15 protein-coding genes and 1 pseudogene are annotated in these 19113 nt (G+C 61.3%); 5 read left to right on the forward strand and 11 right to left on the reverse strand.

Annotated features, from left to right (window positions below):
- Window position 1 precedes the first annotated feature (1 nt).
- Window positions 2–475: a cupin domain-containing protein gene (locus ACS4RS_RS12025; protein WP_439010790.1), complete on the reverse strand. Its 474-nt coding sequence runs from the start codon at window positions 473–475 to the stop codon at window positions 2–4.
- 193 nt (window positions 476–668) lie between these two features.
- Between ACS4RS_RS12025 and ACS4RS_RS12030 the strand changes: the two genes are divergently transcribed.
- A complete protein-coding gene (locus ACS4RS_RS12030) occupies window positions 669–1211 on the forward strand; it encodes a hypothetical protein (RefSeq protein ID WP_439010789.1) in 543 nt (180 codons plus the stop codon).
- Here the strand turns inward: ACS4RS_RS12030 and ACS4RS_RS12035 are convergent.
- The 8 genes and pseudogenes from ACS4RS_RS12035 to ACS4RS_RS12070 form a co-directional block, all read right to left on the reverse strand.
- Entirely contained in the window at window positions 1197–3317 is a 2121-nt protein-coding gene (locus tag ACS4RS_RS12035) for a beta-galactosidase (protein WP_439010788.1), read from the reverse strand. The two genes, ACS4RS_RS12030 and ACS4RS_RS12035, sit on opposite strands and share 15 nt — an antisense overlap.
- Before the next feature lie 107 nt (window positions 3318–3424).
- On the reverse strand, window positions 3425–4300 hold the full coding sequence (locus ACS4RS_RS12040; protein ID WP_439010787.1) for a 2-hydroxy-3-oxopropionate reductase: 876 nt from the start codon (window positions 4298–4300) through the stop codon (window positions 3425–3427).
- Window positions 4297–5091, reverse strand: a complete 795-nt coding sequence (gene otnI / locus ACS4RS_RS12045) for a 2-oxo-tetronate isomerase (protein WP_439010786.1) — start codon at window positions 5089–5091, stop codon at window positions 4297–4299. The genes ACS4RS_RS12040 and otnI overlap by 4 nt, the downstream gene beginning before the upstream one ends.
- 10 nt (window positions 5092–5101) lie before the next feature.
- The gene (locus ACS4RS_RS12050) at window positions 5102–6811 is read right to left on the reverse strand and encodes a dipeptide ABC transporter ATP-binding protein (protein ID WP_439010785.1); all 1710 of its coding nucleotides are present in this window, start codon (window positions 6809–6811) and stop codon (window positions 5102–5104) included.
- A gap of 10 nt (window positions 6812–6821) precedes the next feature.
- A complete protein-coding gene (locus tag ACS4RS_RS12055) occupies window positions 6822–8012 on the reverse strand; it encodes an ABC transporter permease subunit (RefSeq protein WP_439010784.1) in 1191 nt (396 codons plus the stop codon).
- An 11-nt stretch (window positions 8013–8023) separates the two neighbouring features.
- Window positions 8024–9010, reverse strand: a complete 987-nt coding sequence (locus ACS4RS_RS12060; RefSeq protein WP_439010783.1) for an ABC transporter permease subunit — start codon at window positions 9008–9010, stop codon at window positions 8024–8026.
- Between the two features lie 104 nt (window positions 9011–9114).
- The gene (locus tag ACS4RS_RS12065) at window positions 9115–11223 is read right to left on the reverse strand and encodes a family 10 glycosylhydrolase (protein ID WP_439010782.1); all 2109 of its coding nucleotides are present in this window, start codon (window positions 11221–11223) and stop codon (window positions 9115–9117) included.
- Window positions 11224–11310: 87 nt separating this feature from the next.
- Window positions 11311–13237 (reverse strand): annotated as a pseudogene (locus tag ACS4RS_RS12070) (ABC transporter substrate-binding protein).
- Between the two features lie 177 nt (window positions 13238–13414).
- Here ACS4RS_RS12070 and ACS4RS_RS12075 point away from each other — a divergent pair.
- Window positions 13415–14434: a substrate-binding domain-containing protein gene (locus tag ACS4RS_RS12075; RefSeq protein ID WP_439010780.1), complete on the forward strand. Its 1020-nt coding sequence runs from the start codon at window positions 13415–13417 to the stop codon at window positions 14432–14434.
- Here ACS4RS_RS12075 and ACS4RS_RS12080 read toward each other — a convergent pair.
- A complete protein-coding gene (locus ACS4RS_RS12080; protein ID WP_439010779.1) occupies window positions 14431–15201 on the reverse strand; it encodes a TIM barrel protein in 771 nt (256 codons plus the stop codon). The two genes, ACS4RS_RS12075 and ACS4RS_RS12080, sit on opposite strands and share 4 nt — an antisense overlap.
- Window positions 15202–15344: 143 nt before the next feature.
- Between ACS4RS_RS12080 and ACS4RS_RS12085 the strand changes: the two genes are divergently transcribed.
- Window positions 15345–16133 (forward strand): SDR family oxidoreductase, encoded by a 789-nt coding sequence (locus tag ACS4RS_RS12085; protein WP_439010778.1) that lies wholly within the window; start codon window positions 15345–15347, stop codon window positions 16131–16133.
- Between the two features lie 224 nt (window positions 16134–16357).
- Window positions 16358–16822, forward strand: a complete 465-nt coding sequence (locus ACS4RS_RS12090) for an Rrf2 family transcriptional regulator (protein WP_439010777.1) — start codon at window positions 16358–16360, stop codon at window positions 16820–16822.
- An 85-nt stretch (window positions 16823–16907) separates the two neighbouring features.
- On the opposite strand, the gene ACS4RS_RS12095 is transcribed toward ACS4RS_RS12090, so the two are convergent.
- Entirely contained in the window at window positions 16908–18056 is a 1149-nt protein-coding gene (locus ACS4RS_RS12095) for an acyl-CoA dehydrogenase family protein (protein WP_439010776.1), read from the reverse strand.
- A gap of 262 nt (window positions 18057–18318) precedes the next feature.
- On the opposite strand from ACS4RS_RS12095, the gene ACS4RS_RS12100 reads away from it, so the two are divergent.
- Window positions 18319–19095 carry a metallophosphoesterase gene (locus ACS4RS_RS12100; protein WP_439010775.1) on the forward strand — a complete coding sequence of 259 codons (777 nt, stop codon included), beginning with the start codon at window positions 18319–18321 and terminating at the stop codon, window positions 19093–19095.
- The last annotated feature ends 18 nt before the right edge of the window (window positions 19096–19113 follow it).

Here is a 19113-nt window from a genome sequence, read left to right on the forward strand (position 1 = left end):
ATTAGCGGTGGATCGGGTCGATCCATGGCACGTCTTCCGGCTTTTCCACCGGCTCGATATCGAGATTGACGACAACAGGGTCCTGGCCTGAGCGGACGAGCACGCATTCCAGCGTCTCGTCGCGGCTGGCGTTGATCTCCTGATGCGGCACATAGGGCGGGACGTAGATGAAGTCGCCGGGGCCGGCTTCGGCGGTATATTCGAGCTGCTCGCCCCACCGCATGCGGGCCTTGCCCTTGACCACATAAATGATGCTTTCGAGATCGCCGTGATGATGAGCGCCGGTCTTGGCGTTGGCATGGATCGTCACCGTGCCGGCCCAGATCTTCTCGGCTCCGGCGCGGGCATTGTTGATCGCTGTCGCGCGGTTCATGCCCGGCGTCTGCGCGGTGTTCGGATCGAGCGAATTGCCGGGAATGACCTTGACGCCATGTTCCCGCCAGTCGATGGGGTGATGCTCGTGATCGTCGCTCATGCCTTGCCTCCACCTTCGATATAAGGAATTAAAGCATGTCGCGCAAAAGTGTGCAGCGGTTTTGCGGCAACGACATGCGTAAAACAAAGAGCTAAAGCGCAAGGAGCGAAATCTGAAAGATCGGGGCGCGCTTTAAGTGGGCGCGGCCCGGCGGCCAAGCGGATTTATCTTCGTGCATCAGAAAGAGGACCCGATGAGCCAGCTCCCGCAGATCGACTACGGCACCGCTTCGCAAGAGGTTCGGGCGGCGCATGACGAGGAAGTCAGGCTGCGCGGGCGCATGACCAATATGAAGCGGACGCTGCTGCATTCGCCGGCCGCCCATCGCATCTATGCCGAATGGTTCACGCTGCGGGCCGAGCTCGATCCTGTCATCAGCGATCGGGAGATCTGGGTCTTCTCGCATGCGATCTCGAAGGCGGCGAAATCGAAGATCGCCATCACCTTCTTTCGCAGGGCGCTCATCAACAAGGGTTTCAATCCCGACGCGCTCAAACTGTCCGAGGAGGAAGCTTTGCTCGACGCTTTCGGCAAGGCGATCGTTGCCGATTCCAATGCGGTTCCCACCGAACTCTGGGCTAAGCTGAAACAGCGCTACGACACCAAGGTGCTGGTCGATCTCGTCGCCTTTGCCGGCATCATGCTGGCCACCGCCGTCTTCAACAATGTCGTCGAAGTCGATTTCGACCCCGAGCTTGAAGCCTTTGCCGAAGGCGCCCGTTCACCCGCGTCCTGAATCCCAACCATTAAGCGGCATGATTAGCACATCGCGCGGCGGGACCTCGATATTTCCACTGTCTACATGGCCGATGGGCCAGACGGGCTGGTCTCGCGCCAACGTTCCCTGGGCAAGCGTCACCTCTGTTTTTTGAGCGGTTCTCGTCGGGTTCACTAGCCAGAGAAAGCTGCCTTTCTTCCCGACATGAATACGAGCGAAGAGCGCGCCATTCGATAGCGTCGTATGACGATTCTTGCCGCTCCATGTCATTAGTTCGGCGAAGAAGGTCCCGTTCCGCTTTCCCTGCGTCCGGTAGTAGGCGACGGAAGGGTTGGTGCCGATCAGCAGCGTGCGGCCCTTGCCATAGGCATTTTCGACGACGGCAAGACGGCCATCGGTGAAATGGCCGTGCGCGGTTCCGCCGGTCAGCCGGTAGGATTGCAGGAAGCCGCCGCCATCGACGGCTATGCCGTCGAAATCGAAATGGATACGGTCGCCGATGTCGGGCATGAATTCGACCTCATCCTCGCGCGCGCCGAAAACTTCGTCGAAGCCCATGTTCGGCTGTACGGTGCCGACATGGCCGCGATCGCCGAAATATCCGGGGCAAGCTTCGGCAATCAGCGTGCCGCCGTTTTCGACCCACGCTTTGAGACGATTTGCCTGTTCTGATGTGAACATGATCGGATAGGGGAAATAGAGGAAATCATAAGCGTCGATGTCGTCGATATGCACCCAGTCCGGCTGAACGCTGTTTTCGAGGAAGGCGCGATAGGCACCCCACATGGCTTCGGGATAGGGCTTTTCCTTGCGGTCGTGGTTCAGGAGGTAATCGAACTCCTGCGTTTCGCGCACAACAAGAATGCCGACCTCGCCGCGCACCGGCTTTGCCTCCCAGAGGGCGGCATGTGCCGGGTCGTTTGCCCATTTTGCCATGGCGCTCGCCATGGCGGAGCGTGGGGTGCGCGATCCGTCCATCCCGTAGGAACCGAAGGCGCCAAAGAGCGGACCATCGAGCAGCGGACGCCAACGCAAATTGATCACGCCACGCGCGCCACCGGCAAGCGACGTCATGCTCCAGAGGCGGATATCCTCGGGCTCGGCGACGCGGCCATCCTCCTTGTCGCGGCCGATTACCTGCGGCTGCAGCCAAAGCGGCCCACCCTGTCGCTCGGCATGCCAGAACGGCTTGCCGCGGGCGGCGGCGCGGTTGATATCGACGCCATACCAGTTCTTCCAGGCTTCCGAGCCCTTGCGCGCTTGAATCCAGGTGAAGCCGTAGACTTCGACCTTGGAAGCGGCGAGCCAGTCGTCGCAGCCGTTTGCCGCCATGTTAGGGATCGCGCCCGATATGCCGTGGGCAACGATGGTGTTCTCGCCGTCGACCTCACGGATCGTGTCGATGCGCCACTGCATCTGATCGTAGAAATTGTCGCGTTTGAATTGCAGCCAATCGATGCATTCGGGATAGGGCGCCATATGCACTGGTGGTTCGATATCTTCCCATTCGGCAAAGCTGTAACGATGCCAGGCCTTGGCCACGACCTTGAGGCTCCCGTATTTGTTTTCGAGCCATTTGCGAAAGGCGGCTTTTGCATAGGGGCTGTAGTCGACATCGGCGGAATAGTTGCACTCGTTCCAGACGTCGTAGCCATAGATCGCCGGATGGTCTTTGTAGCGGGTAGTGAGCGCGGTGAGGAATTTGCCCGCTGCTTGCTTCACCTCCGGGCAGTTCAGCGTTAACGCACCAGCTCCGCCGCCGTTGTTGGAAAAGCCTCCGGTGGCGGAGGAGACGCCCATATAGGAGCCGAGTTTGGTGCCGTCGGCATTGACCTGTAGTGCATGGGCGTATTTGCGGACCGCCCAATCGGGCACGGCATGGATCAATTCGGCGATGACAGTTTTAATGCCGTTTGCCGCGGCAAGGTCCATCTGGCGGTCGTATTCTTCCCAATCGTATACGCCCGGAGCGGTTTCGATCGCGCTCCACATGAACCAGTGGCGGAAGATGTTGAGGCCGTCTTCCCCGGCGGTAGCGTAGTCGCGCTCCCAGTCCTCGCGGGGCGGATTCGACTTGCGGAAATAGACGGCGCCGTAGGGGAGCTGAATATCATTTCTAAGCATTGTTCTGTCCTTCTCTGTCGATGTCCGGACATAGCTTCGCCGTCCTGAGAAATGGCTCCGGCAGGAGGGCAATCGACGATGGCGTCCGGCTGTTTTAAAAAGTTGATCTAGCGCGGTCCTCCGGCAAGGAGTTCCAACGTGCGGATGAGGGCGGAATGGTCGTAATCGCCGTCGCCATTAGCGATTGCAGCATTCATCAATTGCTGGGTGGTGGCAGTATTCGGCAGCGACAGGTCGAGTGCGCGGGCTGCATCGATGGCGAGCGTCATGTCCTTGCGGTGCAGGCGGATGCGGAAGCCGGGAGTGAAGGTCTCGTTCACCATGCGCTCGCCGTGCACTTCGAGGATGCGCGATGAGGCAAAGCCGCCCATCAGCGCAGCGCGCACCTTGGCCGGGTCGGCACCGGTCTTCTTAGCAAACAGCAGCGCTTCGGCAACGGCCTCAATGGTCAGGCCCACGATGATCTGGTTAGCGACCTTTGCGGTCTGGCCGTCGCCGCTTCCGCCGACATGGGTGATGTTCTTGCCCATCTTTTCGAAGAGCGGTCTGGCGCGCTCGAAGGCGTTTTCCTTGCCGCCGACCATGATCGTCAGCGAGGCTGCCTTGGCTCCGACTTCGCCACCGGAGACCGGAGCATCGAGATAATCACAGCCGACCGCCTCGATGCGCCGTGCGAATGTCTTTGTCGCCACCGGTGAGATCGAGCTCATGTCGATGACGAGCTTGCCCTCGGACAAACCCGAGACGACGCCGTTCTCGCCGATGAGGGCCGCCTCGACGTCAGGCGTATCCGGCAGCATCAGGATGACGATGTCGGAGGCTGCGGCCACGGCCATGGCGCTTGCGGCGGCTTTGCCGCCCTTGTCCACAAGATGCTGAGAGGCTTCCTTCACGCGGCTCAGATGCAGCGTGTGCCCGGCGTCGATTAGGTGTTCCGCCATCGGGCGGCCCATGACGCCCAGTCCAATAAATCCGATGTTCACGCCGTCCTCGCTGACTTCAGATAGGGTTTCATCCAGCCGAGGCCTTCGCTGGTGCCGAATGTTGGCTTGTACTCGCAGCCGACCCAGCCGTCGTAACCGAGGCGGTCGAGCTCGGAGAGGATGAAGCCGTAGTTGATCTCGCCGGTGCCGGGTTCGTTGCGCCCAGGATTGTCGGCGATCTGCACATGAGCGATCTTCTCCTTCAGCCTTGTGAAGGTGGGCATCAGGTCGCCCTGCATGATCTGCATGTGGTAGAAATCATACTGGATATAGAGATTGTCGGAGCCGACCCGGTCAAGGATGCGTTCGGCATGAGCGGTCGTCGACAGGAAGAAACTCGAAATATCGCGCAGATTGATCGGCTCGATCAGCAGCCTGACGCCGGCGTCGGCGCAGCGCTTTGCTGCGTATTTCAGATTGTCGACCAGCACATTTTCCAGCGTTTGAAGGTCCGCACCTTTGGGCACCAGGCCGGAGATGACGTTCACCTGTGGGCAATCGAGCGCCTTGGCATAGTCGAGCGCCTGCGCGACCCCGTTGCGAAACTCCTCTACGCGGTCCGGCAGGCAGGCAATGCCGCGCTCGCCGCCGCCCCAGTCGCCGGACGGCACGTTGAATAGCGCCTGTTTCAGGCCACTCGCCTTCAACGTCTCGGCGACCTTCTCCTTGGGCTCGGCATAGGGGCCGAGGTATTCGAGGGCGCCGAAGCCGTCCCCTGCGGCAGCGGCGAAACGGTCGAGAAAGGGCAGGTCCTGGTAGAGGAAGGAAAGGTTGGCGGAAAATTTCGGCACGGGATCGTCCTTAGATATTGGCAGGCGCGACGAAACGATGCCGGTGCAGCATGCGCTTGTCGCGAGGGTCGGGATTGGGAACAGCGGAGATGAGGCTCTTGGTATAGGCCTCTCCGGGAGCGGTGCAGATCTGTTCGGCTTCGCCGAGTTCGACGATTTTGCCGCGATGCATAACGGCGACACGATCGCAGAAATAACGGACGACCGAAATGTCGTGCGAGATGAAGATGAAGCTCAGGTTCAGCCGCTGGCGAATATCGAGCAGCAAATCGAGGATCTGGCTGCGGATCGAGACATCGAGCGCCGACGTCGCCTCGTCGGCGATGATGATGCGCGGATCGAGCGCCAGGGCGCGGGCTATGCCGATACGCTGGCGCTGGCCGCCGGAAAAGGCATGCGGGTAGCGCTCCATGCCCATCGGATCGAGGCCGACGAGGCGCATCAGTTCCGCGACGCGGTCCTCCAGTGCCTTGCCCTTGGCCAGCTCGTTGACGATCAGCGGATCGCCGATCACCTCCTTGACGGTCATGCGCGGATTGAGCGACGCGAACGGATCCTGGAAAACCAAGCGGACTTCGCGGTGGAAGGTGCGGAGTTCGCGCTTGGTGAGTTTCGTGACGTCGATCTCGCCGCCGTCCCTGCCGCGATAGGTGATGCTGCCCGATGTCGGCTCGACGGTACGCAGGATCAGGCGGCCGAGCGTCGTCTTGCCGGAGCCGCTTTCGCCGACGATGCCGAGGTTTTCGCCGGGATAGAGATCGAAGCTGGCGTCGTCGACGGCGCGCAGCGTATTGGCCTTGCCGTGCCAGCCGTAGATCTTGCCGAGATTGCGGACGGACAGGATCGGCTGCGGCGCCTGCGGCGACAGCGCCACGGCGGGCAGCCTGCCTTCGACATGGTGGGTGAGCTTGACCGTCGAGGTGAGCAGTTGGCGGGTATAGGGATGTTCGGCGGCGTGGTAGATCGCATCGACCGGCCCGCGCTCGACGATACGGCCGAAGCGCATGACGGCGACGTCGTCTGCCACTTCGGCGACGATCCCCATGTCATGGGTTATGAGCAGCATGGCCATGCCGCGCTCGACCTGCAGGCGTTTGATCAGGTCGAGGATCTCGGCTTGGGTGGTGACGTCGAGCGCCGTCGTCGGCTCGTCGGCGATGAGAATATCGGGATTGCCGGCGAGCGCCATGGCGATCATGGCGCGTTGGCGCATGCCGCCGGAGAATTCGAAGGTATAACGGTCGGCCATCTTGTCCGGATTCGGAATTTCGACCTGCCGCAGCAGTTCGAGGGTCCTTTCGCGGGCGGCGCGCGGGTCGAGATTGCTGTGCAGGCGTACGGCCTCGATGATCTGCGAGCCGATGGTGTGCACCGGCGACAGCGAGCTCATCGGCTCCTGGAAGATCAGGCCTATACGGCGGCCGCGGATGGCGCGCATTGCCCGGTCCGAGGGCTTCAAGGCGGCGATGTCGGTGACCCCCTCGCCATTGCTGAGCAGAATGCGGCCGGAAACGATGCTGCCGGGGCTGTCGACGATCTGCAGCAGCGAGCGGGCGGTGACGCTCTTGCCGGAGCCGCTTTCGCCGACGAGGCAGAGCGTCTGGCCGCGTTTCAGCTCGAAGCTGACATTTTCGACGGCGTGCAGGATGTGGGTGCGCAGCCTGAAATCGATCGAGAGGTTTTCGACGGAAAGTGCAACATCGTGCGAAAGATCGGTCATGGGTTCCTCCTCAATTGTCATAGGGGTCGGCGGCATCGCGCAGGCCGTCGCCGAAGAAATTGAAGGACAGGACGGCGACGACGACCGCGAGCGATGGCCAGATCAGGAGCCACGGCGCAGTGGCGACGGTGCGGATGTTCTGGGCGTCCTGCAGCAGCACGCCCCAACTGACGACCGGCGGCTTGAGGCCGATGCCGAGGAAGGAAAGCGAGGTCTCGGCGACGATCATGGTCGGCACGGCCAGTGTGACGACCGCAAGGATATGGCTCGTCAGCGACGGCAGGATATGGCGGAAGATCAGCCGCGCTTCGCTCGATCCGTCGAGCCGGGCGGCGACGACGAAATCCTCGCTGCGCAGCGCCAGGAACCGGCCGCGCACCTCCCGCGCCAGGCTGGTCCAGCCGAGCAGCGAGACGATAATCGTTATGACGAAATAGACGTTGACCGGCGACCATGTCAGCGGGATCGCCGCCGCCAGGCCGAGCCAGAGCGGGATGGTCGGCATGGCGCTGACGACCTCGATGACGCGCTGGATCAGCGTATCCACCCAGCCGCCGTAAAAGCCGGAGATCGAGCCGAGCACGACGCCCAGGATCAGTGACATTGCGACGCCGACGAGGCCGATCGACATGGATACGCGCGTGCCGTAGACGAGGCGCGAGAAGACGTCGCGGCCGAGCCGGTCGGCGCCGAGCAGGTACATTGGGTCGTTCTGGTTGAGGGGACCGATCAGGTGCCGGTTCATCGGGATCAGGCCCCAGAGGTCATAGGCAGCGCCTTTGACGAAGAAGCCGATCGGGACGACCTTGGTGTCGTCGACGGCGAAGGTGCGGCGTAGCGCCACCTTGTCGATCTCGACCTTGTAGCCCTTCACATGGAAATTGAATTCAGAGCTGCCGTCCGGCTTTTCGACGAAGAAGCTGAAGCCCTGCGGCGGGGCATAGGTATATTGCGACCGCGAGGTCATCGGCAAAGCAGGCGCCAGGAATTCGGCGAAGAGGCTGACCAGATAGAGGAATAGGATGATGGCGCCGGCCACCATCGCCACCTTCTGGCGGATCAGTTTGCCGGTGACCAGCCGCCAGGGGCCGATCGCTGCGGTCGAGACGGTCTTGCCCTGTTTCAGCGGGCTGATCGAGGGGCCGTCGGCGACGACGTGGAGGGGGCCGGTGTGGTTTCCGAAGGTTTCGTGCGTGCTCATCGCGTTCCCCCTCAATTGAACCGGATGCGCGGATCGAGCAGCGCCAGCAGCAGATCCGACAGCAGCATGCCGACGAGGGTCAGCGCGCTCAAAAGCAGGATAAAACTGCCGGCGAGATACATGTCCTGCGAGATAAGCGCGCGGAAAAGCAGCGGGCCGGCCGTCGGAAGGTTCAACACGATGGCGGTGATCGTCACGCCGGAGACGAGATGCGGTAGCACCCAGCCGATCGCCGAAACGAAGGGATTGAGCGCGATTCTGACCGGATATTTGAGGATCACCTTGTACTCCGGCAGTCCCTTGGCGCGGGCGGTAACGACATAGGGCTTGTGCAGTTCGTCGGTCAGATTGGCGCGCAAGATGCGGATCATCGCTGCCGTTCCCGATGCGCCAATGATGATGATCGGGATCCAGAGATGGGCGAGGAAATCGCCGACCTTGTCGAGGCTCCAGGGCGCCTCGGCATATTCCGGCGAGATCAGCCCGCCGACGCTCTGGCCGAGATATTTATAGGCGATGTACATCAGCGTCAGCGCCAGGATGAAGTTCGGCACCGCAAGGCCGATGAAGCCGAGAAAGGTGAAGACATGATCGCCGACGGAGTGGCGGCGGACAGCGGAATAGATGCCGATCGGCAATGCCACGATCCAGACGAAGAGCAGGCTCAAGAGCGAGATCACCAGCGTCGAGCCCATGCGGGCCCAGATCAGCCCGGAAACGGGCTGGCCCCACTCGAAGGAGTAGCCGAAGTCGCCGCGGCTGACGATGCCCCAGATCCATTTGAGATATTGGATATAGAAGGGATCGTCGAAGCCGTAGATTTCCTTCAGTCGCTCGATCTGCGCGGGATCGACGGTCTGGCCGCTGTCGCTCATGGTGGCGATCATCGACGTCAGATAGTCACCCGGCGGCAGCTGGATGATCAGGAACGAGATCAGCGACATGCCAAACAAGGTCGGGATCATGTAGAGCACGCGCTTGAAGATATAGCCAAGCATTGAAACGTTTCTCCTCCCGTCGGGAACGCCGTGACGCACTTCCCCCGGATCTTCACCCGCCTTCCGCCGTCGAGGCCGAAAGCGCTCCTTCGTCGTGCGTCATCTCATTTCCAGGTTAGATGCAGGACCTCTAGCCGATCGATACCAGGCACCTCCACCTGCGCGCGGCCATTCCCGAAGCTGAAGCTTGCGGCGCGATCGGCAACGACGAGCCATGCCTTCGCCACCGATCGGCCCTCCGGAATCTCCACCGAAACGGTCTGCGCTGCCAGAGGGTAATTGTCGCGGATCGGGCCTTTCATCATCATCGGATTGGTGAGGTTGAAGAGGCTGAGCGCCAGACCCTCATCGTTTTCGCGCAACGCCAAATCGACGACCCCCTTGCCCTTGACGGTGACGCGCGGCGTCTTGCCGAGTGCCCAATGGACGGCGTTGGCGATGAGACGGGCGTGATCGACCGCAAAGACCTCCCAGAAGATCTCGCCGATGTTCCAGGGAATATAGACCGTGCGGCCACCCTTGCCAGTCTCGCGGGCGATGACGGCAGCACCTTTCGGGTCTTCACGCGGATAGACCTCTTCCATCGGCAGATCGGGAAAGTCGGGGACGTAGAGGAAGGGAGCCCTGGCATCGGCCGACGGTTCTGCGTGGATCAGGCGGGTGCCGCCCATGATGCGTTCGGCGCCGTCGAAACCCCGATTGATCGGGTGATCGCCGGAAAGGGCAATATAAGTGTTCTTGACGATGCCGCGCGGGCCGGAGACGTATCTGGCGCCGAGCACGTCGGCCAGGCCGAATTCGTCACGCTTCTTCCCGAATTCGTCACGCAGCGATGTCTCGTAGGAGGCAATGACGCTGCCGCCGCGATCGACATAGGCGCGGATCGCCAAGTTCTGCGCATCCGAAAGGCAGGAAGCGTTGGCAAGGATGATGAGCTTAAACCGATCGAGGCTCTCTTCGGTCAGGACCTGGTCCGAAAGCAGCTCGAAGGGCAGGCGGGCTTCAACGAGGGCGTGGTAGAGACCGAGATCGTGCTTCTCTGCGAGATGCCGCTCTTCCGGCGCCCAGTGGCGTAGCGTCGTCGAGGGATCGATGACGGCGATTTCGGCGGTCGGCTTCATACTTTCCAGCACTGGCTCAACGGCTGCCTGCAGGCCGAATGCGTCGGCCACTGGCTCGACCCAGCGTTTGTCGGGCACGACACCGTTGAACTTAGTGAACCAGGCGTAGAGGCCATGGGCGGTGCCGTCGTTGATCCAGAGCTGCATCTCCTCACCCGACGTGACGGCGTCTTTCCAGCGATATTCCTCCTCCGGGCCGATCGAGGTGATCAGTACCACCGGGCGGTCGGGGAAGGTGGCGCGGATGCGCTTGCCGTTGCGCCCAGCCGACCAGCCGAGCTCGAGGCCCTTGCGGCCCTGATGGTCGACGACGAGGAAGGGGCAGTGCCTGGCGATGACCGAGAGGTCGAATTCCATCAGAGACGCGCCGCCCATGTTCGGAATAAAGCTCGCATGCGAGCGGATCGCTTTGACGCCATCGTCCCATTGCGCGATCATGTCGGTGAGCACGCGGCGGCGCCATTGCACCCAGGCCTGCCAGGCGGGATCCTCGGCGTCGGGTTTTACAGGCAGGGCGTGACCGGACATGTCCTTGAAGCGGCGGGCGCTATCTTCGCTATAATCGACGCCGTGGCCCTGCCAGCGATTGGCGAAGACCGCATCGATATCGTATTTGCGGACGATCTCCTTGACCACCTCAGGCATGAAGACGGTGTTGTAGTCGCCATAGGCATTGGTCACCCAGACATCGGGATAGGCCCAGTGGCGGCGCGGCATGCCGTCGGCATTGATCATCACCCATTCCGGATGGGCTTTGGCGGCATCGTCATGGATCGCATGCGGGTCGACGCGGGCCATGACATGCATGTCGAGCTTGCGGGCGGCGTCGACGAGCGCGCCGAAGATATCCTTATCGCCGAGATATTTGCTCACATAGTGGTAGGGCACTTCGCTCGGATAATAGGCGATATAGCCGCCGGCACTGAGGCAGACCGCGTTCGATTTTGTGCGTTTGAAGACATCGATCCAGAAGGCCGGGTCGTATTTTTCCGGGTCGTCTTCCACGAAGGTCAGCTGGGTCCAGCGGGTCGCGGTCTTGAACCAGTCCGGCGTCCTCAGCGTGCGGGTGTTCTGATTTCTGGCATCGAGCATCGTCTTCATCCAATCATTGGCAAAAGAAGGTCCTCGGCGCCAACCGGCGGGGCCGGCGCCTAACTAGGCTCCTGGAATAAAAGGTCTTCAGACCTTGTAGAACTGCTCCGGCATGGTCGGAGCAGGCGTCGGCCAGCCGAAGGAGTTCGGCATGATCTTCGTGATGTTCTTCATATTCTTCTTGACAATGCCGTAGCCATCCGGCGGCAGCGAGATGCCGAAGACATAGAAATTATCGGCGGCGCCTTGCAGGATCTGCTTCATGACCTCGCGCTGGCCTGATGCGTCGGAGGTCGCCTTCAGCTTGTCGTAGAGCGCAAGCTGGTTCTTCGTGCTTTCCGGCGGTTCTTCGGCATTGGCATTGGCGCGGTCGCGATACCAGAGTTGCCAGGCCGGGGCATACATGGCGTTGGCATCGGTCGGCACGTAATAGCGCGGGTCGAGCATGGCTGCGACACCGCCGTTTGCGCCGAACTGGTGGGCGGTCGCATCGAAATCACGGCCCTGGCGGACGCGCGTCTCCCAGAGCGAACGGTCCATCGAGCGCATCTGCGCATCGATGCCGACCGCCTGGAACATCGGGATCACCAGTTGGAAGAGATCGAGGAAGACGGCGCGCGCCTGGTCGATCTCGAATATGATTGTCAGGCGGCGACCCTTTTCGTCGAGACGGAAGTTCTGGTCGTCGCGCTTCGGCACGATCTGGTCGAGCATGGCATTCGCCTTGTCGACCTCATAGGCCGTGAACTGGGTGGCGAGCTGCTCGTTGTAAAGCGGATCTTCCTTCTTGATCGACGGCTGGGCGGGCGCCGCCCTGACCGACGAGCACCGCATCAATTAGCGACTGCCGGTCGAGCGCGGTCGAGAGCGCCGCACGGAAATCCTTGTTCCGGAAGAGCTTCCGCTTGGTCTCGTCGTTGTGGTTAAGGTTGAAAATGAAATTCATCACATTGGCTTCGGTCGAGGTCAGTGTGTAGAAATCATAGCCGCCCTGCTCACGCGCATCGTATAGAACCGACTTGTTGTTCGGCGTGGCGATATACTGGTCCATCAGGTCGACTTCGCCCTGCATGGCCTTCAGCAGCAAAACCTGCGGGTCGGCGACCATCTGGTAGACGATGCGGTCCATGTAGGGCAGCTGGTTGCCCTCGGTATCGACCTTCCAATAGTAGGGATTGCGCTCGGCAACGGCGCGCTCGGTGTTTTCGCCGGGCGCTATCGTGAACATCCAGGCATGCACGCAGGGCTTCTTCGAGGAGTTGAGGAAGAAGGCATTGTCATCCTGGAAACCGGCGGCCGCCTGGAAGGAGGCGATCCAGCTTTCAAAGCCGCGTTGCTTGGCAAGTTCATCGGCCTTCGGATTGAAGTCGATGTGGAACTGCTCGAGATAATGTTTCGGCGTGCGCGTCGTCTGGTCGTTGTTTGCCCAAGCGACCTGCAGCGGGAACAGGCCGTTCGGCTTGTCGAAGGTGACCTTGAAGGTCTGCTCGTCGACGATCTCCAGCTTGGCCGGCTTGCCGCCGGACTTCCAATGATCCTGGCCGACAAAGGCGACGCGCTTGTCGGTGAAAACGGTGTCGTACCAGAATTTGATGTCGGCGGTGGTGTAGGGATGGCCGTCCGACCATTTCATGCCCTTGCGCAGCCGGATCGTATAGACCTTGGAGTCAGCATCGCCCTCAAAGGACTCGGCGACATTCAGCGTCACGCCAGACCAGTCGGGCGTATAGCGCAGCAGCGGCTCGTAGGCTTGATAGCGAAACAGCATCGACAGCGACCCGCCGCCGACCAGAGCCATGTTCCAGTCGCCGCCGTATTTGCCGACGCTTTCGACCGGTTTGACGACGAGCGGATTTTCAGGAAGCCGCTCCTTCAGGGCCGGCAGGGTGCCGCTCGACACCTTCGTTTTCAGTATATCCGCTTCCTTGAAGTCAGCGGCGAAAACCGGCAGGGCCGGCAATATCAGGGCGGCCGATGTCCCGGCCAGAAACGCACGTCGTTTCAGCTTGATCATAGGGATCTCCTCCAAAAATCCGTGCCCTTATCATTATTTTTGCTGCGGGCTGGGATGAGGGAAAGATTACATTTGGATATTGTTAGGTAAAGCGTTATGTTTTTATTAGTGTGAAAATTGCTTTGGTGACGTTATTGATATAGCCAGCGTCGCATCAATCAAATGGCGAGGTGCCACGTGGGAAGCAGAGGCCGGGTTACATTGCAGACCATCGCAGGGGAGGTCGGTCTATCGAAATATGCGGTATCGCGGTCGCTTGCCGGCAAGAGCGGTGTTAGCGAAGAGACGCGCGCTCTGATCCGCGAGACGGCGCAACGCCTTGGCTATACGAAGCCCGCCCGGCAGGGTTCTACCGGCGAGGTCGCGGTTGTCTTTCACGATCTCGATGCCGTCAACAGTGAGCTCTATATGCAGGTGCAGAACGGTGTGCAGCGCGAGGCTCATCGGCTTGGCATGACGCTGCGCGTACGCTGGACACATGATCCCAGGCAGTTGGAAGAGCTGGCGCGTAGCTGCGACGGGCTGATGCTCGTCGGTCCCCATGCCCGTGAGGCTGTGGCGGCGGTGAGTGCCACCGGCGTTCCGATCGTGCGCTTCGGGTGGGTCGATGCGCTAGAGCAGATCGACCATGTGGGTGGCACCGACCATGAGGCAGGGCAGGCGGTGCTGGAGTATTTAGTCGGGCTCGGCCATCGGTCCATCGTGTACGTCTATGGCATGCCGGGCCTGCGGGGGCGCCAGGAACGGCATTACGGTGCCCGTGAAGTCGCCGAACGTTATCCGGATGTTGCGCTTTTTGTTATGCAGTTCGACGAAGAGAATGGCTTTAGCGCGGCCTTCCGGGCGCTTGCCGAAAAAGGCATCCGGCCGACGGCTTTTTTCTGCGCCCATGACGGGCTGGCCCTGACCGTGGTTTCCGAGTTGCTCGGTCAGGGATACCGCATTCCCGACGATATTTCGGTCGTCGGTTTCGGCGACTACTCGCCGGCGACGCAGATTTCGCCGGCGCTGACGACGGTGAGGATGGAGGGACAGGAATGCGGGGCGGTCGGGCTGCGGCTTTTGCTCGAACGCATCGAAAATCCACGCCTGCCCGGCATGCCGGCGAGGCGCATCATGATTGCCTCGCGCATTATCGAGCGCCGTTCGGCCGGACCCTGCAAGGTGGTGGCAAGCATCGATGCCGCCGTGTTTTAACCGCCGAGTGAAGCGATCACGGCCATGACTGCGTCGGCGCCGGGCCTTGTCGGCCGGTATTCTAGGCCGACGGCGCCGTCATAGCCGTTGGCGAAGATCCAGCCGAGCCGGTGGGCCAGGTCGATGCCGCCGGAGCCCGGTTCGTTGCGGCCGGGATGATCGGCGACATGGACGTGGAAAACACGGTCGAGACGGCCGTCCAACACGTCTTCCGTGCGCTCGTCCATCACGGCGGAATGGTAGATGTCGTAGACGATGCCGATCTCGGGGCGGGCGATGTCATCGATGATGTCGAGACCTTCGCTAGTTGAATCGAGGAAATAGCCGATATGGTCGATGCGGATGTTGAGCGGCTCGACGCCGAGGCGCACACCGCTGCCGCGAAGAATATCGGCGCCGGCCTTCAGCGTTTCGGTGAGCGCCCGGCGTTGCTCCTCGCGGGTCACGCCCGGAAGATCGTCGCCGGCTTGGGCAATCAGCACCGGCGCGCCGAGACGCTTTGCGGCCGCGACGGATTCGGCAAGGCCTTTCAGCCATGCCTGCCGGTTGCCGGCATCGGTCAGCGCGATCATCGGCTCAGCGACGAGGCTGGTGACGGCAAGGCCGGTTTCATCAAGCGCCGCCTCGATCGCGTCCAGATTCTTGTCGGTCCAACGCCAGAATTCGATCGCCGTCAGGCCGCCGGCATGGGCGCGGCGGATGCGATCGGGAAAGCTGTCGCCTTCTTCGGCAAACAGCCACTCTATACAGGCTGAATAGCGTCGCATGAAAACTCCTCGCATATGGGGATGCAGGCTGCGACAGATCGGTGCCCTCCGCAAGAGGCATCTCAGTGCTTGACGCGCGGTTTCATTGGCGGAACATTCGGCACATCAGGCCGGAACCGCCGGCCGCTTGCGCGGAGGAAAATATGGATCTGGGACTGAAGGGAAAGACCGCCGTCATAACAGGCGCGTCTGTCGGGATTGGCTTGGCGATCGCCGAGGGGCTGGCGGCTGAGGGGTCCAATCTCGTGCTGGCGGCCCGCGGCGGCGAACGGCTCGAGGCGGAGGCCGCCCGTATCGCCGAGAAGTACGGCGTCAGCGCGGTCGCTGTTGCCGCCGATGTGGCGACGGTTGACGGAACGGAGTCGATCATTGCGGCGGCGGCCGAAAAAGGCGGCGCCGATATCCTCATCAACAATGCCGGCACCGGATCGAATGAGACGGTGATGGAGGCGCCCGACGAGAAGTGGCAGAGCTATTGGGACCTGCATGTGATGGCCGCCGTGCGGCTTGCGCGCGGCATCGCCCCTCAGATGAAGACACGCGGCGGCGGCGTGATCCTGCACAATGCGTCGATCTGCGCCGTCCAGCCGCTCTGGTACGAGCCGATCTACAATGTCAGCAAGTCGGCGCTGATGATGTTTTCGAAGACGCTTTCGACCGAACTCATCCCGGACAATATCCGGGTCAACTGCGTCAATGCCGGCCTGATCCTCACCCCCGACTGGATCAAGACCGCCAAGCAGTTGACCGCCGAAACCGGCGGGAACTGGGAGGGCTACCTGCAGAGCGTCGCCAACGAACATGCCGCCTCCAGACGCTTCGGCACGCCGGAGGAACTGGCAAACGTCTTCGTCTTTCTGAGTTCGGAACGGGCGAGCTATTGCGTCGGCTCGACCTATTTTGTCGATGGCGGCATGCTGAAGACGATCTGAGCGAAACCACACCGCTGCGGGTCTCAGACGCGCAGCGCGGTAACACTTTGAATTCCGCGGCAGCGGCATTGCTCGGCAAGTCGGTTCCAAGGCCGCCGGCTGGCCTGTGGACGTTGCCGATATAAGCTATAAATAATAGCTATTTTCTTGTAAGTTCACGCTTTTGACGCTATTTGCCTGCTATTGGCAGGCATAAATACTGCGTTTACTACAGGGCAACGACGATGCTGACGAAAAAGGGAAAATACGGGCTGAAGGCGCTGGTCGATCTGGCGCGGCTGGCGCCCGGCGAGACCGCCTTCATCAATGACATCGCCGCCCGCAACAATATCCCGAAGAAGTTTCTCGATACGATCCTGCTCGAACTGCGCAACGTCGGCATCCTGCGCTCGAAAAAGGGGCCGGGCGGCGGGTATTCCCTGTCGCGGCCGGCCTCCGAAATCCGCATCGGCCATGTCATCCGCACGCTCGACGGGCCGCTGGCGCCGATCCGCTGTGCCAGCCGTACGGCTTACGAGGCCTGCGACGACTGCGCCGATCCGGAAACCTGTCAGGTGCGGCGCTCGATGACCGATGTTCGTGACGCGATCGCCGCCATTCTCGACAATATGAGCCTCGAGCAATTCGTCGCCGCGGGCGGCCGCATCGACGGCCCCAAGGAAGAATTGCCGATCTCCGCAGTCAGCTGAATTGAATGCATGTCGCCCGGAAATGTGCAGCGGTTCCGGGACAACGACATACATCAAAACAAAGAGCTAAAGCGCTTCGCATGAATCAAGTTTGATGCGACGCGCTTTGGGGGTCGCCAGGCGTCGAGCTATATTCGCCTGCGGCACGCAGCAGCTTCTCCCGTGGCAGCGATAAAGCGTGAATGCGGGCATTGCGCCAATGCCGGTCGAGATTGAGCCCGATGCCGGCCGATGTTTCCCCTGCCAGTTCGAACAGCGCGTTTGCGGTGTCGAGTGCAGTTTCCCCGGCAAGGATCGCGGCCGCCGAGGCGGAGAAATGCGCGTCCGCCATCGCGGCGTCGACGGGATTGACCTGGGCAATGTCGAGTTTGCGGCCAGCCCGTTCCAAGGCTGCCGCACTCGCTTCGATACGGATGGCACGTTCGCCGATGCGGGGAAGGACCGTCGTGCCGCGATCGCCAATTGCCGTCATCAGGTCGCTCCAGGCGGCCCGGGCGATGCCGACGCTGACGCTTGCCTTGAGCAGCAGGCCGAGCGAGATACCGGTCGAAACGTCGGAGGAGGGGATCGGCGCAATCGCATCGGCATTGACGTGAAGTGTGCCGACGATTGCCGTCGCCGATCCATTGGTGCGCTGGCCGAAGCCGTCCCAATCGTCGACCACCCGCAGGCCTTCGTCGTCGCCTGCCAGGTAGAGGGTCAGTGGACGGCTGGGTGGAGCGATAGCGACAGCGGCGATCCAGTCGGCGAATAAAATACCGGAGGCCTGCCTTGTGCGCCCGCTCAGGCGATAGCCCGGGCCTTCGGCCGTAAGCTCGGCTCCTTCCATGAAGGTGGCGCCTGCAAAGCGGTCCCCGAACAACACGCGGGCAAACAGCGATGCCTGCAGATCCTCGGTCGCCTGGGTCCGCAGCGTTTCCAGCACACAGAAATGGTTTTCCAGCGCCTCGCCGATCGAGGCATCGCCCTCGGCAATGATGGCGACGATTTCGGCGAGCAGCGCGTTCGACACGTCGAGCCCCTGATGGTCGGGCGGAACAGTGATCGCCGTCAATCCCGATGCCGACAGCGTGTCGAGTTCGGCAAAGGGCAACACGCGGTTGATGTCGCGTTCGCTCGCCTGGTGCCGGAATGCGGCGGCAAGGAAGCGGGCGATGGATATCGCCTCCTCTTCACTTTCGATGCGATGCGCGGGAGGCCTTTTTCTATCCTGAAACTGCGATACCGTTCCCATCGGTCACTCTTTCCTACAGCGCTGTGCGTCTTTTCGGATGGGCGAAGAACGCTGCAACAGGTTGACTCGGCGCCTCGTGCCTTCCGAAAATCGCTCCAATCGTCGGGCCGATGGCAGGGATACAGGAGTGAGGGATTGGCCCACGAATGATAAGGCTGGTTTTTCTACAAAACGCCAAGGCTTTGAATTTTCTTACCAGCTTGATTGCCTTGTTTTCGCCTCTACTTACCGGCAAGTGGGGCTTCCTTGATTGAGAAACATGATGAGCGATACTCTTGCTCGCAACGGCGAGGTTTCGAAAATGGCACGCCAGTCGAGACCACGTCTGACGCTGGATATTGCCGCGATCCCGACCTATGCGATCGGCGACATTCATGGGCGGTACGATCTGCTTGCGAAAGCCGAGGCGGCGATCCTGCACGACGCCGCGCGGCTGCCGGGGCGTAAACTGATTGTGACGCTTGGCGACTATATCGACCGTGGACCGGCATCGGCCCAGGTCATCACCCATCTCATGGCGCCGCCGCCGGATGATTTCGACCGTATCTGCCTTGCAGGCAATCATGAAATCGCCATGCTCGACTATGTCGACGGCTGGATCTCCTATGACGAGTGGATGCGGATGGGTTCGGCAGAGTCGCTGAAATCCTATGGCCTCGATCCGGAGCATCTGCCGCTGGTCTTTCCCTCCGGCGCAAAGCTCGATTCCTTCCTCCGCCAGTCGCTGCCGCGCACGCATATCGATTTCATGCGGGCGATGCCTGTCATGCTGGAGACTCCGAGCGTGATTTTCGTACATGCCGGCATCAATCCGAAGCTGCCGCTCAACGAGCAGACGGACGAGGATCTGGTCATGATCCGACAGCGGTTTCTCGAAAGCCGGGTGCCTTTGCCGAAGCTCATCGTTCACGGTCACACGCCGAACGACGAGCCCGACATACGGCCGAGACGGCTCAATCTCGATACGCGCGCCTATCGCAGCGGCAAGCTGACCGTCGCCCGCCTGTGGCAGGGTCAGGTGCATCTGTTTTCCACCTGACTTCCGCCTTCTCGGCCG

Source organism: Rhizobium sp. F40D2 (genome assembly GCF_051810745.2).
Taxonomy (GTDB): domain Bacteria; phylum Pseudomonadota; class Alphaproteobacteria; order Rhizobiales; family Rhizobiaceae; genus Rhizobium.